Consider the following 18,353-nt stretch of genomic DNA (forward strand, 5'->3'; position numbering starts at 1 on the left):
TAAGTTATCTACCCTTCATAATCCATCAAAACTTGCACCCATTGTGGCGGACGGGGAATGGAGTTTCCCAAGCGATCCAATAGCAGCCATGCCGCCAGGTGTACCATAAACAGATAGATAAAGTTATTGAACACAATTAAAGCGATCGCACCCAGTTGAATTAAAAATACACTAGGACTAGCTAACAATTGCAGTCTTAAAAAAGCCCATTCTATGAGTTCTGTGACTTGGTTAATCACATATATCCACAGGTCTTCACCTGACAATAAAGACAGCAACCACAACCGAAAAAACACGCCTAATGTACCCAACAACGTACCTAGGGTAATAGACACAATCCAAGGAACACGACGATGCCACGTTGCACCCAAAAGCACACCCATAAAAGCAAAAGGCATAACAAACAGTAGACTGCGGACTGGCCCCATTAGCACTGATAACAGCAAACCAGAAGTCACAGCAGCCATCCATGCTGCTCTTTTGCCCCAGCGCAAGTAGACTAAGGCGATGGGCACAGGAAAAAAGATCCGCAAAACTGGCCCCAAGGGAAAGTAAAAATTAATAAACCAGATGAGGCTAGCCGTACTCGCTAAAAATGCTGTTTCTACCATTCGTAAAGGCGCATCAACTTTGAGGCTAGGTCGCCGTAACTGTTCTTTCTCTAAGAGGGTATTTTGAGTTTTAGCGGATGGGTCTTCATCTGGCAGAGAATCTGAAATACTCATTTTGGGCAAAATTATTAAACTATCATTCTTTCTAAGGCTGACAAATCGGGAATACAAATAGTGTCCTGCTCCCTTCTAATCAAACCTTTTTTTTCTAGTCTTGTTAATACTCTTGTAACTGTTTCCCTTGCCAGTCCACTCAAGCTACTCACTTCCCGGTGAGGCAAGTTAGGAATTTCGGTTCCTGTCTGTGCTTGTTTTCCTTGTCCTTCTGCCAAGAATAACAAAGTGTCGGCTACTCGTGATTGACTATCAGATTCCCGCAATCGCAGTCGCCGATTCACCTGCCGCAAGCGTCGAGCCATTAGTTGTGATAATCTTACTCCCGCCAAGGGTTCTGTATGGAGTAATTTAACGAAATCTTGCGATGGCATACTGCCAATTATTGTCGGCGTTAGGGTAATCACATCAGTGGAGCGAGGTACTTCATCTAGCGCCGCCATTTCTCCGAATAATTCACCTTTACCAATAATATTTAGTGTTACTTCTTTTCCTTCCAAATTGTAAGTGCGTATTTTTACCCATCCATCTAAAATAAAGTATACGGAGCCGCCCCAGTCATTTTCCAACAGAATCACTTGATTTGCTGGGTGTGTGCGAGTCACAAGATGGGTGAGAGCTAGTTCCACAGCAGCTTCTGGCAACCCTTCAAAAAAGGGAGCAGAAAGTATCCAAGGATTAGTGGGTGCTTGCAAGCTATATCGGTCTTCCATTACGACTTAATTTATTAAAGCTGCTATGTATAAAACGAACAAGAGCGCTATATTCAACTTAAGCGATCAAAGCACAACCCCTTTCAAAAAGAATACTAAACTGTGTTACACAAGAAAGCTACAAGTATTTTTTATCAACAATCTTGACCTATGGGTTAGAATTGCGTAAACCTTTTGCTGACGGCATTTTACGCCTTTTGGAGTCTCCTTTAGGGGTCAAATGCATTGCCAACAAGATTACTTAAAAATATAACCAAACAAGATCAATGATACTCAAGGTAGTTAATTTTTGCTAATGTAAAATTTTTATCTGCTTATACAGAGCAAAATTAAGTCAAAAATATCCCCTTGCCATTCAGTGACTGGTTAGCTACATTAATTGCTCGTGTGGGTGCAAAGTCGGGGAAATTAGCTTTGTGGGTCTGATGTCGTAATTACAGGCATTTGTCTTACTAAGACTATTTACTTAGCTGTTGCATTTGTGGATGTTTTTATAGCATAAAGTCCGAGAAGCTGTAACATCGCCTTGTATAAAACAAATTCGACATACCTTTTGTATTTCTAAATTGCAACTAACTGTCAAGTTACTCTTTGACAACAGATGTTGATGAATGACTGCCAAGTCTCGTAAATCCATCACATCACGTCAGTAAGCAGTCCGAAGGATTCCCACCTGAGGAACTTTCATACATGTAGTTCCCCGACCCGTTAAAGTACAGTTCTAGATAAGGTAATTCAAAGTGACTTCCCGCGCAGATGAAATTCAAAAATTAATTGCAGACATTGACAACTTACTCAATAGCAGTGGTAAGCGTCTGACTCGGTTGTTGTCTAGTCAGGCGCCGGAAGCTAGAGAGGTTTTAGAACGAATTCGTCAATTCCTTGTCCAGCAAGGAGAAGCTGAAGTTTTTCAGAGTGCAGACCAAAACCAGGTATCTGGACAGAGCCAAAAATCGCCTTTGTTGGAAAAATTTGTCGAACAAGCTCATAACCAATCTGCTGCACAGCAAAACCAAGTTGTGCAAGACCACAGTGATTTGATCTCTCAGCAATTAAAAACCGAATTAACAGCATTAATGCAGCCGTTGCAAGCAGAATTAGCAACGATGTTGCAAGAGCGGGCAACACTTGTACAAGAAATTAGACAACTAGAGCAAAGGCGACTACACAACTACTCCTTAAGCCAGCAGTGGGCTAACCAGGAGCAGATGATTTCCGAATTTTTACAGGTACTAATGAGCCGTCTACCTGCTTTAACGTCACAAAATAGGGAAAATATCGCTAGTAGCAATAGTCAACAACCTAGGCAATTAACATCGGCGGCAAATCAACCTTTTTTGGAATCAACACCACAAACAGAACGCTTAACACATCTATCCCAGGACTTAGATCAAAGTCTATTATCCTTAGATGGGACTGTAAATGTCGTATTTGAAGCATTACAACGGAATATTAATACTTATCACGAATCCTTATCTCAATCACTGGCACGAATGCACAATACGGGAGTGCAGGGCGAACAGTTGATGGCAAACTTCCTCAATAGTTTAACGCAGCATTTGTCCCAATCATTGCCTAGTAACCCATCATCGAATGAGGAGGGAGAAAATCAGTCATCATTTACTGCACCTGAAGCAACACAACCAGCCCAGAAAGGTGATTTAGCCAATCAAATGTGGCAATTGCTGGAAACAGAAGCTGCAACTTCACTGACATTTAATGGTGAGGAAGAGGATATTGATGTTACAGATAATCTCGATGCAATGCTTTTAGAGCTTGGTGTAGATGATTCTTTAGCATCTGAGCCGGCATCGATGGAATTTAAGCAGAATAATTTGGAGTTAATTAGTGATGAAATAGATCAACTGTATGTAAGTTTGTTGGGTACAGAGAACTTTACTAGTTTGAACCTTGATGTTAGCCCAGCGGTTGTTACAGAAGAGTTATCATCCCCCACTAAGCCAAAAGTAACAGAGGTTATCGCCCCAGAATTATCTGCACCACAAATTACCGAGACCATAGCTGCATCTCCCATTGAGCCAGTAGCAGATGTGCCAGATCCTTGGTCGGAAGCATTAAGTCCTCGGAATACTCATCTGCAAGCCACACAAGATGCTTCCATACAACAGCAAGACTCATCATCAGAGTCATGGCAAGGATTGTTTGTTGCAGAAGATAGTGACCCAGGCCAATCCATCGGTAGTTCTGGGTTTTCACAAACAAAAGTTGCCGTCACAGATGATTGCTCGATTCAGCCCAGTAGTGCTGATACAATTACAGCCTTGAGTGACTTATTTGTGGATATGGGTAGTGAACAGGAGTGGTTGGGAATTGCTTCTCCTCTAGAAACCGCAGTAGTCACGCCACCAGAAATAGCTATTGTTGACCAGTCGGAAGTAGTAGTCAACAATGAAGAGCAAGAGCAGTTGTTAGACACTTACATTGCTGCTTCTCCCCAAGAAAATTTGCTGCTACCAGAAGATAGTCATGAGGCCACCGTATCTGATATTTTTCTGGATGAAGGGCAATGGCAGCAATTGCATCAAGATTTAGCAAATTTTGACGAGCTACTAGATTCTAATTTTAACTTAGATGTATTTGCAGAGAGCATAGACCAGCACAAACTGGCTGACCCCAGCACACCAGATTTTGCTGTCTCTAGTGCGGATGTGTCGCAGATTACCCCGATATCTTGGCCGCAAACAGAAGCTGACTTAGACTTTAGCCCCACAGAGGCCACAGAACAGGCAGTGAATTTGGCACAAGAAAGCTCGTCTATTTCCATTTCTAGCGCTAAGAGTCATCCAGAAGTTGCACCCGATATTCTCGACTCAGTTTGGTATTTAGGAATTGATGTAGGTACAACTGGCATTTCTGCGGCATTGTTAAATTATGACAATTCTGTGGTGTATCCTATTTACTGGTCAGCGGACAACCAACAGGAAGTTACTTCGTTTCAACAATCATTCCGGTTACCCGCAGAGGTTTATTTGCCGTCTACTTCCAGACCTCAAGAGGAAACTGCAAGCCAGACAGATGCAGATCATTTACATAAATCAGTCAAAAATCCCCAGAATAATTTTTACTCGGCCCAGTTGAAGCCATACTTACAGGTGGCTGTTCCCTACAAAAGTGAACAACAAAAATGGGAACCTGTGCTGCAATTTAATGAATTTTCTGCGGGGCCTTTGATTTGGGTTGTGCGATCGCTCTCGAAATTACTGTTAACCTTAAAAGCAGATCGCCACAGCACCACTCAGGGTTTAATTGCCACGGCGGTGGGTTTAAATGAAAAAACTTTCCATCATATTATTAATCAGATTGCTGGTGTAATTTGCACTTGTCCAGCTAACTGGTCAGAACAATATCGCTTTAATGTGCGAGAAGCTTTACTCACTAGCAAATTAGTCCAACATCCCCAACAAGTGTTTTTTGTCGAGGAAGCCATCGCTAGTCTGCTCAGTACCCTCGATGGTGCCAATGGTGAAATAGTACAATTAAGCGATCGCCAGGGTTTACGTTCTGTGAAAACTAGCGATCATCCTGTGGTTGGTCAAACTTTGGTAATTAATATTGGCGCCACAGCTACAGAAATGGCCCTGGTGGATTTGCCAGAAAATCTCCAGCAATTAAAACATAATGATTTTCTCCTCCATAATTTTGCCTATGCCAGTAAGGGAATTGAGCAGGACATTATTTGTCAGTTACTATTGCCAACCAAATATCGCCAAACCCGCTTTGACAACCAGGGAGAGAGCAAAACAATTACCAGCAATCCTTGGCAATGGCAACCCGCCTTTCCTGGTTTAGAACAAATGCGTTGGCAGAGTTTGGGATTAGAAAAACTAGATTTACCCAGAGTAGGTGAACCAGATATTCCCACTCGTATTCGTCTTCAGCAGCATTTAGAAAGTTCCTTGTTAGGACAGGCGGTATTAGATGCTGCATTGGCATTGAAGCTGATTTTGCAACATCAAGATACTTTTACTTTAGATTTAGCCGATCAGCGATGGACATTACAGCGCGGAGATTTAGAAACTCAAGTGTTTATTCCCTTCGTGCGCCGCTTGAACCGGGAACTAAATAAATTGTTAGTGGCTAAAGGCATCCCCACAGAAGCAATTAATCAGGCACTGTTAACTGGTGGCGTGGCTTCTTTGGGAGTTGTCAACAATTGGCTCAAGCAAAAACTCCCCAACGCAAAGATTATTCAAGATTTGTATCTCGGTGAAAACGGCGCGCCTAATTGTAGTCGGGTGGCCTACGGTCTGGCAATGTTGCCCTTACATCCTCAGGTTTTAGAAGAACCCAGGCAACAATATACTGACTATTTCCTGTTTAGGGAATTACTAGGAATATTACCAGATAGAACCTTATCATTTGGCGAGGTTTTGCAGTTATTTGAGGGACGTGGGATCAATACTAGTATTTGTCAGCAACGTTTATTGGCATTCTTAGAAGGTGAGTTACCACCGGGTTTAATCCCCGCCAACCCAGATGCTATTTGGTTAACCCCAAGTTCTCAGAACAATTCTCACTACCAGGCGATCGCTGCTAATCCTCTGTTTGAAAAACAAGGCAATCTCACTTATCAAACTAATTCTCAACAACTGCTAGTTTTACGGCGTTATTTAGATGCTATTAAAGCCAGTACACAACAACCTATGGAGGAACCTTATACTGTTAATTTCGCCTTGGCAGCTACACGGAGCAATTCTCAAGAGATATAAATCTGATAGTCGTATTGAATGCAGGCATTGAGTAATTTAATTTTGCATGTCTCCAATAGGAATACCGGAGATAGTAGCGGTCAAAATTCAGCGAGAAACTGGGACTGTGTTTGCTTTATCAGATCTTCTGACTCTTTAACGAGCATTTTTACAGTTTCTTGAAGTTGTTACTAATCATGATTTATGGTCAAATAAGGTCATACCATATAAAATCATCTCTTAGCGGCAAAGATAAATAAAACCACAATAGGCAATAGATCTTAGGTGCAATCAGCAGCCCCAAGATATTTAGAACCTACTTGATTTAGGTCAGGCCTACTAAACATGAAAAACACTGAATTTTATCCGCTGTGTTTTAATATACCTAATTTAGATCATATTATTGACCGTTGCCCTTTGATAGTTGCGCCAGATACTCCTGTGCTAGATGCCATACACTTGATGAATCAAGCTAATGGCAACAGCAACAAAGAACTCAGCTTAAATTCACCCCTAGATTTAACTGGATTGAATCAAAAACGATTTAGCTGTGTTTTGGTGATGCAGGGGTTGCAATTAGCAGGAATATTTACAGAGCGTGATATTGTCAGGCTGAGTGCATCGGAAGTTGATTTATCTCAACTGAAAATTGCTGATGTGATGACATCACAACTCATTACAATTAAGCAATATCATACTCGAGATGTATTAACAGCATTGTCACTGTTGCGCCAACATCGAATTCGTCATTTACCTGTTATAGATGAACAAAATCAACTAATTGGTCTACTGACTCCTACAAGTATTTATCAAGTACTGCAACCAGCCAATCTCCTCAAGTGGCGGTGCGTACATGAGGTGATGACCAGTCAAGTAATTTATGCATCTCCCACAGCATCAGTGCTGAATGTAGCCCAATTGATGGTTGAGCATGGTGTTAGTTGTGTGGTGATAGCACAACTAACAGAACAGGCGGAAAATTTAGGTGTATCCCCCATCATCCCTGTGGGCATCATTACTGAACAGGATATTGTGCAATTTCAGATTTTGGGAATGAATTTAGCCCAAACTGAAGTGAAAAAAGTCATGAGTACACCACTGTTTTGTTTGAGTCCATCAGATTCTCTGTTGGTGGCTCATCAGGAGATGCAACAAAGACGTATCCAAAGATTGGTTGTTGTGGGAAAGTCAGGGGAATTGTTGGGAATCTTGACTCAAACTAGTTTTTTGCAAGTGTTTGACCCTCTGGAATTGTCGGGTGTTATTGGCGTGTTACAAGAAAGGGTAGAAAAACAGACGGCAAAATTACAAACCAACAACCAACTATTACAACACGAAGTTAAGCAACGTCAGCAGATAGAGGAGATGCTACGCCAAGCTACTGATGAGTTAGAAATCCGAGTTGAGGAACGCACTGGGGCCCTTGCCCATGCTAACGCGCTTTTACAACAAGAAATCTGCGATCGCCAGCAAGCAGAGTCGGCACTACAACAGCAAATCGAGCAGCAGCACTTGTTGTCGGTAATAGCCCAACGTATCCGCGCCTCTTTAAATCTAAATGAAGTTCTCAATACCACTGTGACGGAAGTCCGGCAATTTCTTGGCACTGACAGAGTGTTCATGTATCAATTTCATCCAGATTTCAGTGGTACGGTGGTAGTGGAATCCGTGCAAGAAGGTTGGATATCTGCTTTAAATGCCCAAGTTGCAGATACCTATTTTATGGAAACTGGCGGTGAAGAATACAGACAAGGGCGTTTCCAAGTTGTAGAAGATATTTATCAAGCAGGACTGACCCCATGTCACCGTGATTTACTCGCTCAATTTCAAGTCAGAGCAAACTTGGCAGTTCCCATCTTGCAAGGAGAACATTTGTGGGGACTGTTAGTGGCTAATCAATGTGCCGTACCCCGACTTTGGCAGCAGTGTGAAATTGATTTACTCAAACAATTGGCAACTCAAGTGGGCATTGCTATCCAGCAATCAGAATTATATCAGCAAGTACAAGCCGACTTGATCGAGCGCCAACACGCAGAACAGAAAATTCGCGAACAAGCAGCTTTACTTGATATCGCCACTGATGCAATTTTTGTCCGAGATTTGGAAAACCGCATCTTATTCTGGTGTCAAGGATCTGAACGCTTGTATGGTTGGACGGCAGAGGAAAGCTTGGGCAAAAAAGTTCATGAATTGTTCTACAGAGATTCTCACTCACAACTCGAATTAGGTCTGGATGCCACTATTGCCGAAGGTTTCTGGTCTGGTGAATTAGAGCAAATCACCAAAACGGGCAAAAAAATTATTGTTGCCAGTCGCTGGACACTCATGCGTGATGAATTTGGACAACCCCAATCAGTTCTAGTTGTCAATACAGATATCACAGAAAAAAAACAACTCGAAGCTCAATTTCTCCGTACCCAGCGCCTAGAGAGCCTAGGCACCCTGGCAAGTGGTATTGCCCATGACCTCAACAATATCCTGACGCCTATTCTTTCTTCATCTCAAATATTGACTCTCAAACTTCCCTCTCTTGATACCCAAAATCAGCGCCTACTGAAGATTATCGAAGATAACTCTAAACGTGCAGCTGATTTAGTCAAGCAAATTCTCACCTTTGCCCGCGGCTCTGAAGGTAGGCGCGTGCCTTTGCAAATCAAACACTTATTATTAGAAATAGAGCAAATTCTCAACAGCACATTTCCCAAATCGATCAAAATCAGCACGAAGATTCCAGCGCAAAATATAGGGATGATTTTGGCAGATTCGACGCAAATTCATCAGGTGTTCATGAACTTGTGCGTCAACGCGCGTGATGCCATGCCCCAAGGTGGCATTCTGCACATTTGTGCAGAAAATTTCTTTGTTGATGAAAATTTTGCCAAAATGAATTTGAATGCTCAGGTGGGGCCCTATGTAGTCATTACTATTTCTGATACAGGATTTGGCATTTCTTCACTAATTTTGGATCGCATTTTTGAACCGTTTTTTACAACTAAAGAACCCAGCAAAGGCACAGGGTTAGGTTTGTCAACGGTGATTGGTATTGTCAAAAACCACGGAGGTTTTGTGAATGTGTCTAGTCAAGTAGGCAAAGGTACTGAATTTCGTGTGTATTTGCCAGCTATAGCCCACAGTACAGGGCAAGCAGCAGAAAATTTAGAACTTCCCAAAGGTAGCCAAGAGTTAATTTTAGTTGTAGATGATGAAGGTGCCATCCTGGATATTACCAAAACTTCCCTAGAAGACTACAACTACAGAGTGATGACGGCTAGTAATGGCATTGAGGCAATTTCAGTGTATGCCCAGCACCAAAATGAAATCAGCGTGGTCTTGATGGATATGATGATGCCATCAATGGATGGGTTAACTGCCATTCGCATCCTCAAACAAATGCAGCCTCAGGTCAAGATTATTGGTATTAGCGGGATCACGGTCAACAGCCAGATTCTTGAAGCTACTGCGGCTGGCGTCAATATATTTCTCAGGAAGCCTTACACTCTCGGTGAATTATTGCAGACGTTAAATCAAGTTTTTCAAGAAACGTGACTGGGTATTAGGGAGTAGGGAGTGGAAAAGCTACAAAATGAAATCAGACATTATTCTTATTGGGCCAATTGGTGCTGGCAAAACTACAATTGGGACACTTTTAGCTTCCAGGCTTGGTTTAACTCAATACTCAATGGATGATCTACGCTGGAATTACTACTTTGAAATTGGCTACAACGAAGAATTAGCAAAACATAAGCGAGAAACTGAAGGTTTCTGGGGAATTTATCAGTATTGGAAGCCATTTGAAGCCTATGCTGTTGAAAGGCTGCTATCTTCTCATAACCAATGTGTGATCGATTTTGGGGGTGGTCATTCTGTGTATGAGGATGCTGCTTTATTCCAACGAGTTCAACAAGCTTTAGCACCATATCCGAATGTTGTTCTTTTACTTCCGTCGCCCAATTTAGATGAATCAGTGCAGATTCTTAATGAGCGCAATCGTTATGTGCCAGATGATAAAGCAAATATCAATGAACACTTTGTTAGACATACTTCAAACTATCAGCTGGCGAAGTTTACGGTATACACAAAAGGCAAGACACCAGAAGAAACTTGCAGTGAAATTCTGAACTTGATTAAAGTAGTCGAATAGCGATGGATATACTACTCAGTAGAATATGACAACTAACAAATTTAAAATTATTGACCCATTGGCTACATATACCTTCAGTCAATATTTTCAACTAAAGAATCCCACAAAAGAAATATTAGCTGAATTTGACTATGCTTATGCAAGAAAAATACTAGAATTACCTTCTTATGACCAAGATATTTCTTATTTAGAATTTCTGAATAATTACATCCGCAGAAATATTAGATTAATCAACCCTTCAGTAGAGATATCTATTCGAGAATTTCTGATCGCACCAATTATCGTTGAGGTCTGCGACCAGACTAATGCTGAATTGTATAGTGAGTATGCACTTGATGTTGACAATAGACTCAAAGGAAGTCTTGATTATCTATTGAAAGGAAAAAACACAATTTTAGTGCTTGAGGCAAAGCAATCAGATATCCGTCGAGGATTTACCCAACTCGCGGTAGAATTAATCGCATTAGACAAGTCGTTAGGTAATGACTCAAAAATATTGTATGGTGCTGTTACTAATGGGGATGACTGGAAATTTGGCACATTAGACAGAGAGAAGAAATTGATTACTGAAGACGTTAAATTGTATCGTGTTCCCGAAGAATTGGAAAAATTAATCAAGATATTAGTTGGGATACTTCAATAAAATTAGGACTTACACAACTGACATATTATTTTAAGTTTGTAGTGAGGACTTTAGTCCTCAAGATAAGGGCTGTTCGCGTAGGGTAGCCCTTACTACAAGCAAAAAAATTTTATTTTTTGTGACACTTGCGTAAGTCCTGAAAATAAATGATTGAAGCACATTACGTATAAGCATAAATACTTAATACGGATCTCAAAACTCCCCTATCTTCCCTATTCAGTGGGGGCTGGTTCTTCCACAGGACGAATAATTGCTGGGGCTGGTGTGACTTCTGGTTGAAAAATTCCCTGTAATGCTTGTTCTAAAGTAGGGGCCATGACAATCCGGTTTTCAAAAGCGACAATTACCCGGACTAAAGTTGGTAATCTATTTTGGGTAGCTTCTAAATAAATTGGCTCGACATACAGTAGGGATTGCTCAATGGGAATAATCAATAAATTACCCTGGACGGCCCTCGACCCTTGGCGATTCCATAGGGAAATTTGCTGTGAAATCACTGGGTCTTGGTTAATACGTGCCTCAATTTGCTCTGGCCCGTAAACCAAGCGTTCTTTAGGAAATACATACAACAATAACTTACCGTAATTTTCCCCATCCGATCGCGCGGCTAACCAAGCAATTAAATTAGACCTTTGTCTAGGTGTATAAGGTAAAAGTAGGATAAATTCTTCTCTGCGAGGGGCTTCGCCAACAAAGGGAACTGTGGGGAGGCTGGTAATTAAATAATATGGTTCTACTAAACGCGCTTCATCACCGTAAATTTCGTTGGGTATTTGCCATTGATCTTCCCGGTTATAAAAAACTTGGGGGTCTGTCATGTGGTAAGTCATTAACCGCTCAGACTGAATTTTGAATAAGTCCACGGGGTAGCGGATGTGACTACGGAGAGTGGGGGGCAAATCACTGAGGGGCTTGAAGGTGTTGGGAAATAACTTTGACCAGGTGGCAATAATGGGATCTCTGGGGTCAGCAACGTAAAAGTTAACGGTGCCGTGGTAGGCATCAATTACTACCTTGACTGAGTTACGGATGTAGTTGATATTTTCGCTGGTGGTATCTGAATAGGGATAGCGATCGCTTGTGGTGTATGCATCTACAATCCAGTAAAGATAATTGTCATTAGTAGGGAAATTACCATTATCAGGGTTGCCATCAGCGGCGACTAAATAAGGGTCGTTGTCATATTGTAAAAAAGGTGCGATCGCCCGAATACGTTGGTTGATATTCCGCCGGAACAATACCTTGGTATCGGGCAAAAAGTCCCGTGTAAATAACATTTGCCAATCTTTTAAATACATGGCAAATAATAATCTTCTCCAGATTGCGCCAATACCAATGCCACCCTGTCCATCATAAATAGTGTAAATATTATCACTACCACTGGGATAGTCCAATTCTCTGACTCTTGTCCCAGTCATTACATAAGTATTAGTAATTTCACCAAAATATATTCGCGGTTGTCCAATGGGAACGCTGTCACGAATAGCTTCGCTGGAGGTCGTCAGGGCACTCTCATCACTGCTGGCAATATCTTTTACAAAATATTCTGGTAGCCCACCCGGCCCCACTGTGTTCACCGGACTCATGGTAAACCCGTAGCCATGAGTATAAATTAAATGTCTATTTACCCAAGTTTGCGCTTGTTGTGGCACATTAGTGTAGTCAAGTTCTCTAGCAGCAATCAATACCTGCTGCCGTTCCGTTGGTTTATTTTGTTCTTGGTCAATTTCTGGAGCCTCTGCTGGTGCGGCTGGCCTTTCTGCGGTTACTTCTTTGAATAAAGTGTAGCGGTCAATATCGGCATCGGGGAAGCGATAATAAAGTCGAATTTGTTGTAACTGGCGATTCGTTTCTAAAAGTGGCTGCTGATCCCAAAGGCGAATATTCCGAACCGTCAAATCATTTCTTTGGATATCGGCTTCCGTCAAGTCCCCGGTAGGGCTAAAGGTTTGGGCATCGATGACTTCTAAATCAAATGCCTGCCGAGTCAAAGCAATAGTACGCTGAATGTATGGTTGTTCTCGTTGTAATTCGTTGGGCTGAACAATTAAATATTGCACTACAGCAGGGAGGAGAAAATCCGCTGCAACAATTGCAATTAAATATAGTCCCAACCCATAAAATACAAATTGGCGATACCGAGACTGGGGTTTCCACGAAAAAGTGCGCCATAGCAGGTATACAGCCACCGTTAACGCCAAGAAGCTCAAGATTGTGTCAGCAGGCAAAACTGCGATGACGTCGGTATAACTAGCACCGTAAGTTACTCCACGGCGAGAATAAACTAACTCATAACGACTCAGCCAATAACTTAGAGCAACAACCAGCATCAATAAGCCACCCAAGCCGTATAAATGACGCTGTTGTCCAGAGGAAAATCCGGGAAAAATTCCTTGACTGAAACTATCTGCTGAGAGGAGATATGTTAAGCCAACAGAGATGAAAGCATATAAAAACAATCCCATCAGCCATAGTTCTATCAGTTCCCAAAAAGGTAGGGAAAATATATAAAAACTGATATCTTGACCAAATAAAGGCTCAGAAACATTGAAGGGTGTGGGGCGAAAATATTGCAGGACTCTAGCCCAGTTGTGGGACAGCACCCAAGCAAACAAAACACTAAAGACAATTGCGATCGCCGTGAGCAAAAAACCAGGATAAATTATAATTGCGATCGCCACTCCTGCAACCAAGCCAATATACCAACTGTGGGAGACAATTTCCCCGCTCATCAATTGCCAAATTCTCTCTGGTCGAAATAGCAATGGAACTGGAGGAACAGACATAAGAATTGGAGAATGCCAGTAAGAAACAGCTATTTGACCATAGTGAAATAGCATCAATCCCACCAATAGACTTAACACCAACGCCACAGGTAGCAACCAAAGTAATCTTAATGGCTTAGTCCGGGATTTAGGTGCCGTAATTTCATCGTGTTGGGAATAATGAGGACTGAGAAAGTTTTCTAATTCACGATTAAGTCCTGCTTCTTCACTCCGAACCTCTTTAATTTTTAAAGACTGGGGATACCTTAACTTACGCGCCAAAGAAAGGTTTCCCAGCAGATAGAATGCACTTGCAACAGCTATCACTACCCATACCCCACCCTTAGTTAATATCCGCAGCAAAAATACTTGCAAGTAGCCGACATTCTCAAACCAGAAAATTTCTGCTCCCAGACGAGAAAGCAAATCCAGGAGTAGCCAAAGTCCCAGGAATATTATTAATAATCTAAAGCACCATTTCCAGAGCATGACATGTAGGGAGTGGGGAGTTGGGAGTTGGGAGTTGAGGAAGAGTTACCACCTCTAGTTTTTAGTCTCTTCTATTATTCGGCTGGATCAATGCGATTAACAAACCAAGCAACGGGTAGCATTGGTAATACGGGAATCAAACAAATTAGCCATTGATTTAAATCCAGGGGTGCGGTTCTAAATAAAGTATTCATGACACCCCACTGGCTAAAGAGGATTTGCAGCATCACTGTACAGAGTATACCTAAAGCCATTGCTTTGCCATCGCTGATGCTGGCTGACTTACCTCTGAGTTTGCGGAATATAGTATTTCCTAAGTGGCTGATACTCAATAGATAAACAATTCGTCCGGCTACTAAGGCTTGAATCGCCATTGTTCGCGCCAGGTCAATATTACCTGTGTCTCGACGTATCCATTCAAACATGCCAAAAATCAGAATCCAGTTAAATATGGAAACTGCGGCAATACGTTGGAACAGTGTACCTGAAAGTAAAGGCTCCTTAGGATTACGGGGCATTTGTCTCATTACCCGGTCAGATTTGGGTTCAAATGCCAAAGGTACAGTCATGGTAACTGAGTTCACCATGTTCAACCACAAAACTTGCAAAGATAAAATTGGTAAATCTCTGGCGAATAAGGCACTAATCAAAATTGTCATGGATTCGCCACCATTGACGGGTAAGATAAAGGCGATCGCTTTTCGCAGATTTTGATAAACTGTCCGCCCTTCTTCCACTGCGGCTTCGATGGAGGCGAAGTTATCATCTGTGAGTAACATGTCAGAAGCCTCTCTGGCGACATCTGTACCCATACCACCCATAGCTATACCAATATCAGCTTGTTTCAAGGCTGGGGCATCATTTACCCCGTCTCCAGTCATGGCAACAATTTCGCCTTTAGATTGCAAAGCTTCTACTAACCGGAGTTTTTGTTCGGGGGCGACTCTGGCAAATACTACACCTGATTCTACGGCTTGGGCTAGTTCTGAGTCATCCATATCTGTGAGTCGTCTACCCTCAAAGGCCTGCACCTTGCCATCTCTTTCTAAGCCAATTTGTTCGGCGATCGCCTTGGCTGTGGTAATGTGATCACCAGTAATCATTTTGACTTGAATACCCGCAGTTTTACAGGCACCAACAGCAGCGATTACTTCTGGTCGCGGTGGGTCAATCATCCCCTGTAATCCTAAGAACATCAAGTCATGTTCAATATCTTCATGTTCGACTGAATTTTGGTTTTTGGCTACGGCTTTCTTGGCAAAAGCTAATACCCGTAACCCCTGTTCTGCTAACGATTCCACTTGTTGTGCTATCAATTCGCGGTTAATTGGTTCTGGCTGTCCATCAGCGTTGAGCATTTGCTGACAACGCCCCAAAATTGCCTCTACAGAACCTTTAACATAAATAGTTCGAGCATCTAATTCATGGCTATCGTGTAGCGTCGCCATGTACTGAAACTGAGATTCAAAGGGAATGCCATCTATTCTGGGAATTAACTCGGCCATCTGGGACTGATTCCACCCTGCTTTATTGGCTACGGCAATTAAAGCACCTTCGGTGGGATCGCCAACAACAAGCCAGTTACCATTCTTTTGTTCTAAGTGGGAGTCAGTACAAAGTAACCCAGCCATGAGACAGGCTTTTAAAGAAGGGAAACTTCCCGTTTCTAAATCTACAGGTTGTTGGTCAAATAAAATTTCTCCTTTTGGATTATAACCTGTACCACTGACACTAAAATTTTGTCCGCCGGTGTAAATTGCCTGGACTGTCATCTGGTTTTCTGTCAGAGTCCCAGTTTTATCAGAACAAATTACCGTAGCACCACCTAAAGTTTCCACAGCAGGTAACTTACGAATAATGGCGTGACGACGTGCCATCCGGTCAACCCCAATGGCCATTGTCACTGTCACCACAGCCGGCAAACCTTCAGGAATGGCACTCACTGCCAAAGCCACAGCCGCTTCAAACATTGCGGGCCAGGACTGTCCTTGTCCCAAGCCTACAGCAAAGGTCATGGCTGCTAGCCCTAAAATAATGTAGAGCAATTGGTGACTAAATTTGTCAAACTTCCGCGTCAGCGGCGTACTCAGGCTAGTTTGTCGTTCCAGGGATTGGGATATGCGCCCCATTTCTGTAGCGTTGGCGGTGGTGACCACAACACCGCTTCCTTGCCCAAAGGTGACAAAACTGCCTGCATAGGCCATGTTAATTCGTTCTGCTAAGGGAGTATCCGCTTCCAAAGGCACAGTTGATTTTTCTACAGGTACAGACTCCCCAGTCAAGGCTGACTCATCTACCTGTAAATTGCGTGTATTGAATAATCGCAAATCAGCAGGAACCTTGTCACCAGAAGTTAGCAGTACGACATCTCCAGGAACTATTTCTTGGGAAGGAATGCGTGATTTTTGACCGTTGCGGATGACTGTTGCTTCAGTAGTTACGGCTTGTGCTAATGCTGCGATCGCACCTTCAGCTTTAGATTCCTGGACAAAGCCGATAATGGCATTAATCAGCGTTACGCCCCAAATCACTGCGGCGTTTGTCCATTGACCCAACAGCGCTTTGATCAGTCCAGCTACCAGCAAAATATAAAGTAACGCTTGATTAAATTGTAATAAGAATCTTAACCAAGCCGGTTTTCCGGGTTTACCTTTGAGTTCATTTCTGCCAAACTGTTCAATTCGTTTATTAACCTCTGCTGAAGTTAGACCCTTCTCTGGGTCGCTATTGAGAGTTTTTGCGGCTTCCTGTGCTGGAAGTGTATGATACTGAAGTGCCTGTCGGCCACCCATTGCAGTTGCAGACATAAAATTTTCTGAAGTACTAAAGTGGTCAAAATCTAGTGAGTGCTGAAAATGTGTGGGATTGCCAACACTAGTAGCAATTCATCTGCTTTCAACAGTTTGTCAACAACTTTTTTAGGGCACAATTTTCTCTATATACTACTACTTTTGTGGATGGCTTTCTTCTTCCCTAGGCGATAGTCTCTTCTGCAAACTCAAGCTAGCTGTTTGAGTTACTTAGAGGATGAGGGGAGATGAGGTAAATTTGCACCCAATCCCCATTACCCCTGATCCCCAGCCCCGAGTTCCCCAGTCCCCATCCCCAATCGATCATGTTAAGCAGCGTTGACCGTTTATTATTTGTCCGACGAGTACCAATTTTTAAAGAATTACGAGATGACTTTATCGTGCGCCTAACTTCAGTGATGCACGAACTGAAATTTCCCGCCAATTACACCATTTTTAGGCAAGGAGAAGAAGGGCGATCGCTCTATATTGTTGTGTCAGGTAGAGTTAAAGTCCACATTGGGGATAAAAAATTAGCCGAGGTAGAACAGGGAAAATACTTTGGTGAGATGGCAGTATTTGATACCCAACCCCGCTCGGCTTCAGCAACAACTCTAGAACCTTGCGAATTTTTGGAACTGACGCAAGAGCAACTTTATGATGCCATTGAAGAAACACCGGAAATTGCAGTGAATATTATTCGTGAGTTATCTCGTTTAATTCGTAGACTCAATGATGATATAAATGTTACACCTTCTCGGAGCCGTTAGTCCTTAGGAATGTGGATTTAATAAAATACAGAACCTCACCCCCAACCCCCTTACCAAGGAGCTACGGTGTACACACAAGTACTATCTGAAAGGGTTTCAGGCGTTATAGACCCCTTAAATTGTCATTACGAGCGAAGTAATCACATAATCCCGTAGTTAAAGCGATTGCTGAGTCGCAAAGCGACACGCTACGCGGTAAGCGGAGCTATGCCGTTCGCATAGCGTCTCCGTTAGGAGAAGGCTTTACGTTGTTCCTCCTCGCAATGCCAGGCTTTCAGAGCGATCGCCTCCGGCGGGCGGGTACGCCATCGCACAACCTAAAGCTAGAGGACGAAACCAAGTGTCAGGTGGAATTTCACGACTTGTGTGTACACCGTAGTTACCAAGGAGAGGGGAGATTTTGACGCAAGTCAAAGGCGGGGTGAGATAAATTGACGTAGCAAAAGGTGTTTGCTGTATTTATTAAGTATAAAAAGTAACTTTACTATTATAGTACTATGGATTTAAAAAAATTATTGGCAATATAACCTGCTAATGTTATGTTACTTCCCAAGACAAAAGTTACAATCAAAGTTTGAAACTAAGATTACACAATTTAACTGTTTCAGT

The 18,353-nt window shown here is 42.4% G+C and carries 10 protein-coding genes; 5 read left to right on the top strand and 5 right to left on the bottom strand.

The features are described 5' to 3' along the window. Nucleotides 1-8 precede the first annotated feature (8 nt). Nucleotides 9-725, bottom strand: coding sequence for a DUF2232 domain-containing protein (locus tag ACM0OT_RS00505; protein WP_414561799.1), 717 nt, complete (start codon nt 723-725; stop codon nt 9-11). Nucleotides 726-739: 14 nt separating this feature from the next. Beyond that, a complete protein-coding gene (locus ACM0OT_RS00510) occupies nt 740-1,438 on the bottom strand; it encodes a Crp/Fnr family transcriptional regulator (RefSeq protein ID WP_414545493.1) in 699 nt (232 codons plus the stop codon). A 740-nt stretch (nt 1,439-2,178) separates the two neighbouring features. Here ACM0OT_RS00510 and ACM0OT_RS00515 point away from each other — a divergent pair. The 4 genes from ACM0OT_RS00515 (at nt 2,179) to ACM0OT_RS00530 (ending at nt 10,931) form a co-directional block, all read left to right on the top strand. Then, on the top strand, nt 2,179-6,168 hold the full coding sequence (locus ACM0OT_RS00515; protein WP_414561802.1) for a hypothetical protein: 3,990 nt from the start codon (nt 2,179-2,181) through the stop codon (nt 6,166-6,168). Between the two features lie 324 nt (nt 6,169-6,492). Beyond that, on the top strand, nt 6,493-9,693 hold the full coding sequence (locus ACM0OT_RS00520; protein WP_414561804.1) for a CBS domain-containing protein: 3,201 nt from the start codon (nt 6,493-6,495) through the stop codon (nt 9,691-9,693). A gap of 37 nt (nt 9,694-9,730) precedes the next feature. Then, nucleotides 9,731-10,288: a shikimate kinase gene (locus ACM0OT_RS00525; protein ID WP_414561805.1), complete on the top strand. Its 558-nt coding sequence runs from the start codon at nt 9,731-9,733 to the stop codon at nt 10,286-10,288. Nucleotides 10,289-10,313: 25 nt separating this feature from the next. After that, the gene (locus tag ACM0OT_RS00530; protein WP_414561807.1) at nt 10,314-10,931 is read left to right on the top strand and encodes a hypothetical protein; all 618 of its coding nucleotides are present in this window, start codon (nt 10,314-10,316) and stop codon (nt 10,929-10,931) included. 212 nt (nt 10,932-11,143) lie between these two features. Here the strand turns inward: ACM0OT_RS00530 and ACM0OT_RS00535 are convergent, their stop codons facing one another. Together ACM0OT_RS00535 and ACM0OT_RS00540 are read right to left on the bottom strand one after the other, a co-directional pair. Next, the gene (locus ACM0OT_RS00535) at nt 11,144-14,185 is read right to left on the bottom strand and encodes a UPF0182 family protein (protein ID WP_414561809.1); all 3,042 of its coding nucleotides are present in this window, start codon (nt 14,183-14,185) and stop codon (nt 11,144-11,146) included. 74 nt (nt 14,186-14,259) lie between these two features. After that, nucleotides 14,260-16,992 carry a cation-transporting P-type ATPase gene (locus ACM0OT_RS00540; protein ID WP_414561811.1) on the bottom strand — a complete coding sequence of 911 codons (2,733 nt, stop codon included), beginning with the start codon at nt 16,990-16,992 and terminating at the stop codon, nt 14,260-14,262. 308 nt (nt 16,993-17,300) lie between these two features. Here ACM0OT_RS00540 and ACM0OT_RS00545 point away from each other — a divergent pair, with 308 nt between their 5' ends. Next, nucleotides 17,301-17,744, top strand: coding sequence for a cyclic nucleotide-binding domain-containing protein (locus ACM0OT_RS00545; RefSeq protein WP_414544754.1), 444 nt, complete (start codon nt 17,301-17,303; stop codon nt 17,742-17,744). Nucleotides 17,745-17,987: 243 nt separating this feature from the next. On the opposite strand, the gene ACM0OT_RS00550 is transcribed toward ACM0OT_RS00545, so the two are convergent. After that, on the bottom strand, nt 17,988-18,158 hold the full coding sequence (locus ACM0OT_RS00550) for a hypothetical protein (protein WP_414561813.1): 171 nt from the start codon (nt 18,156-18,158) through the stop codon (nt 17,988-17,990). Nucleotides 18,159-18,353 lie beyond the last annotated feature (195 nt).

The organism is Anabaena sp. CCY 9613 (assembly GCF_963920895.1).
Taxonomy (GTDB): Bacteria; Cyanobacteriota; Cyanobacteriia; order Cyanobacteriales; family Nostocaceae; genus Cyanocohniella.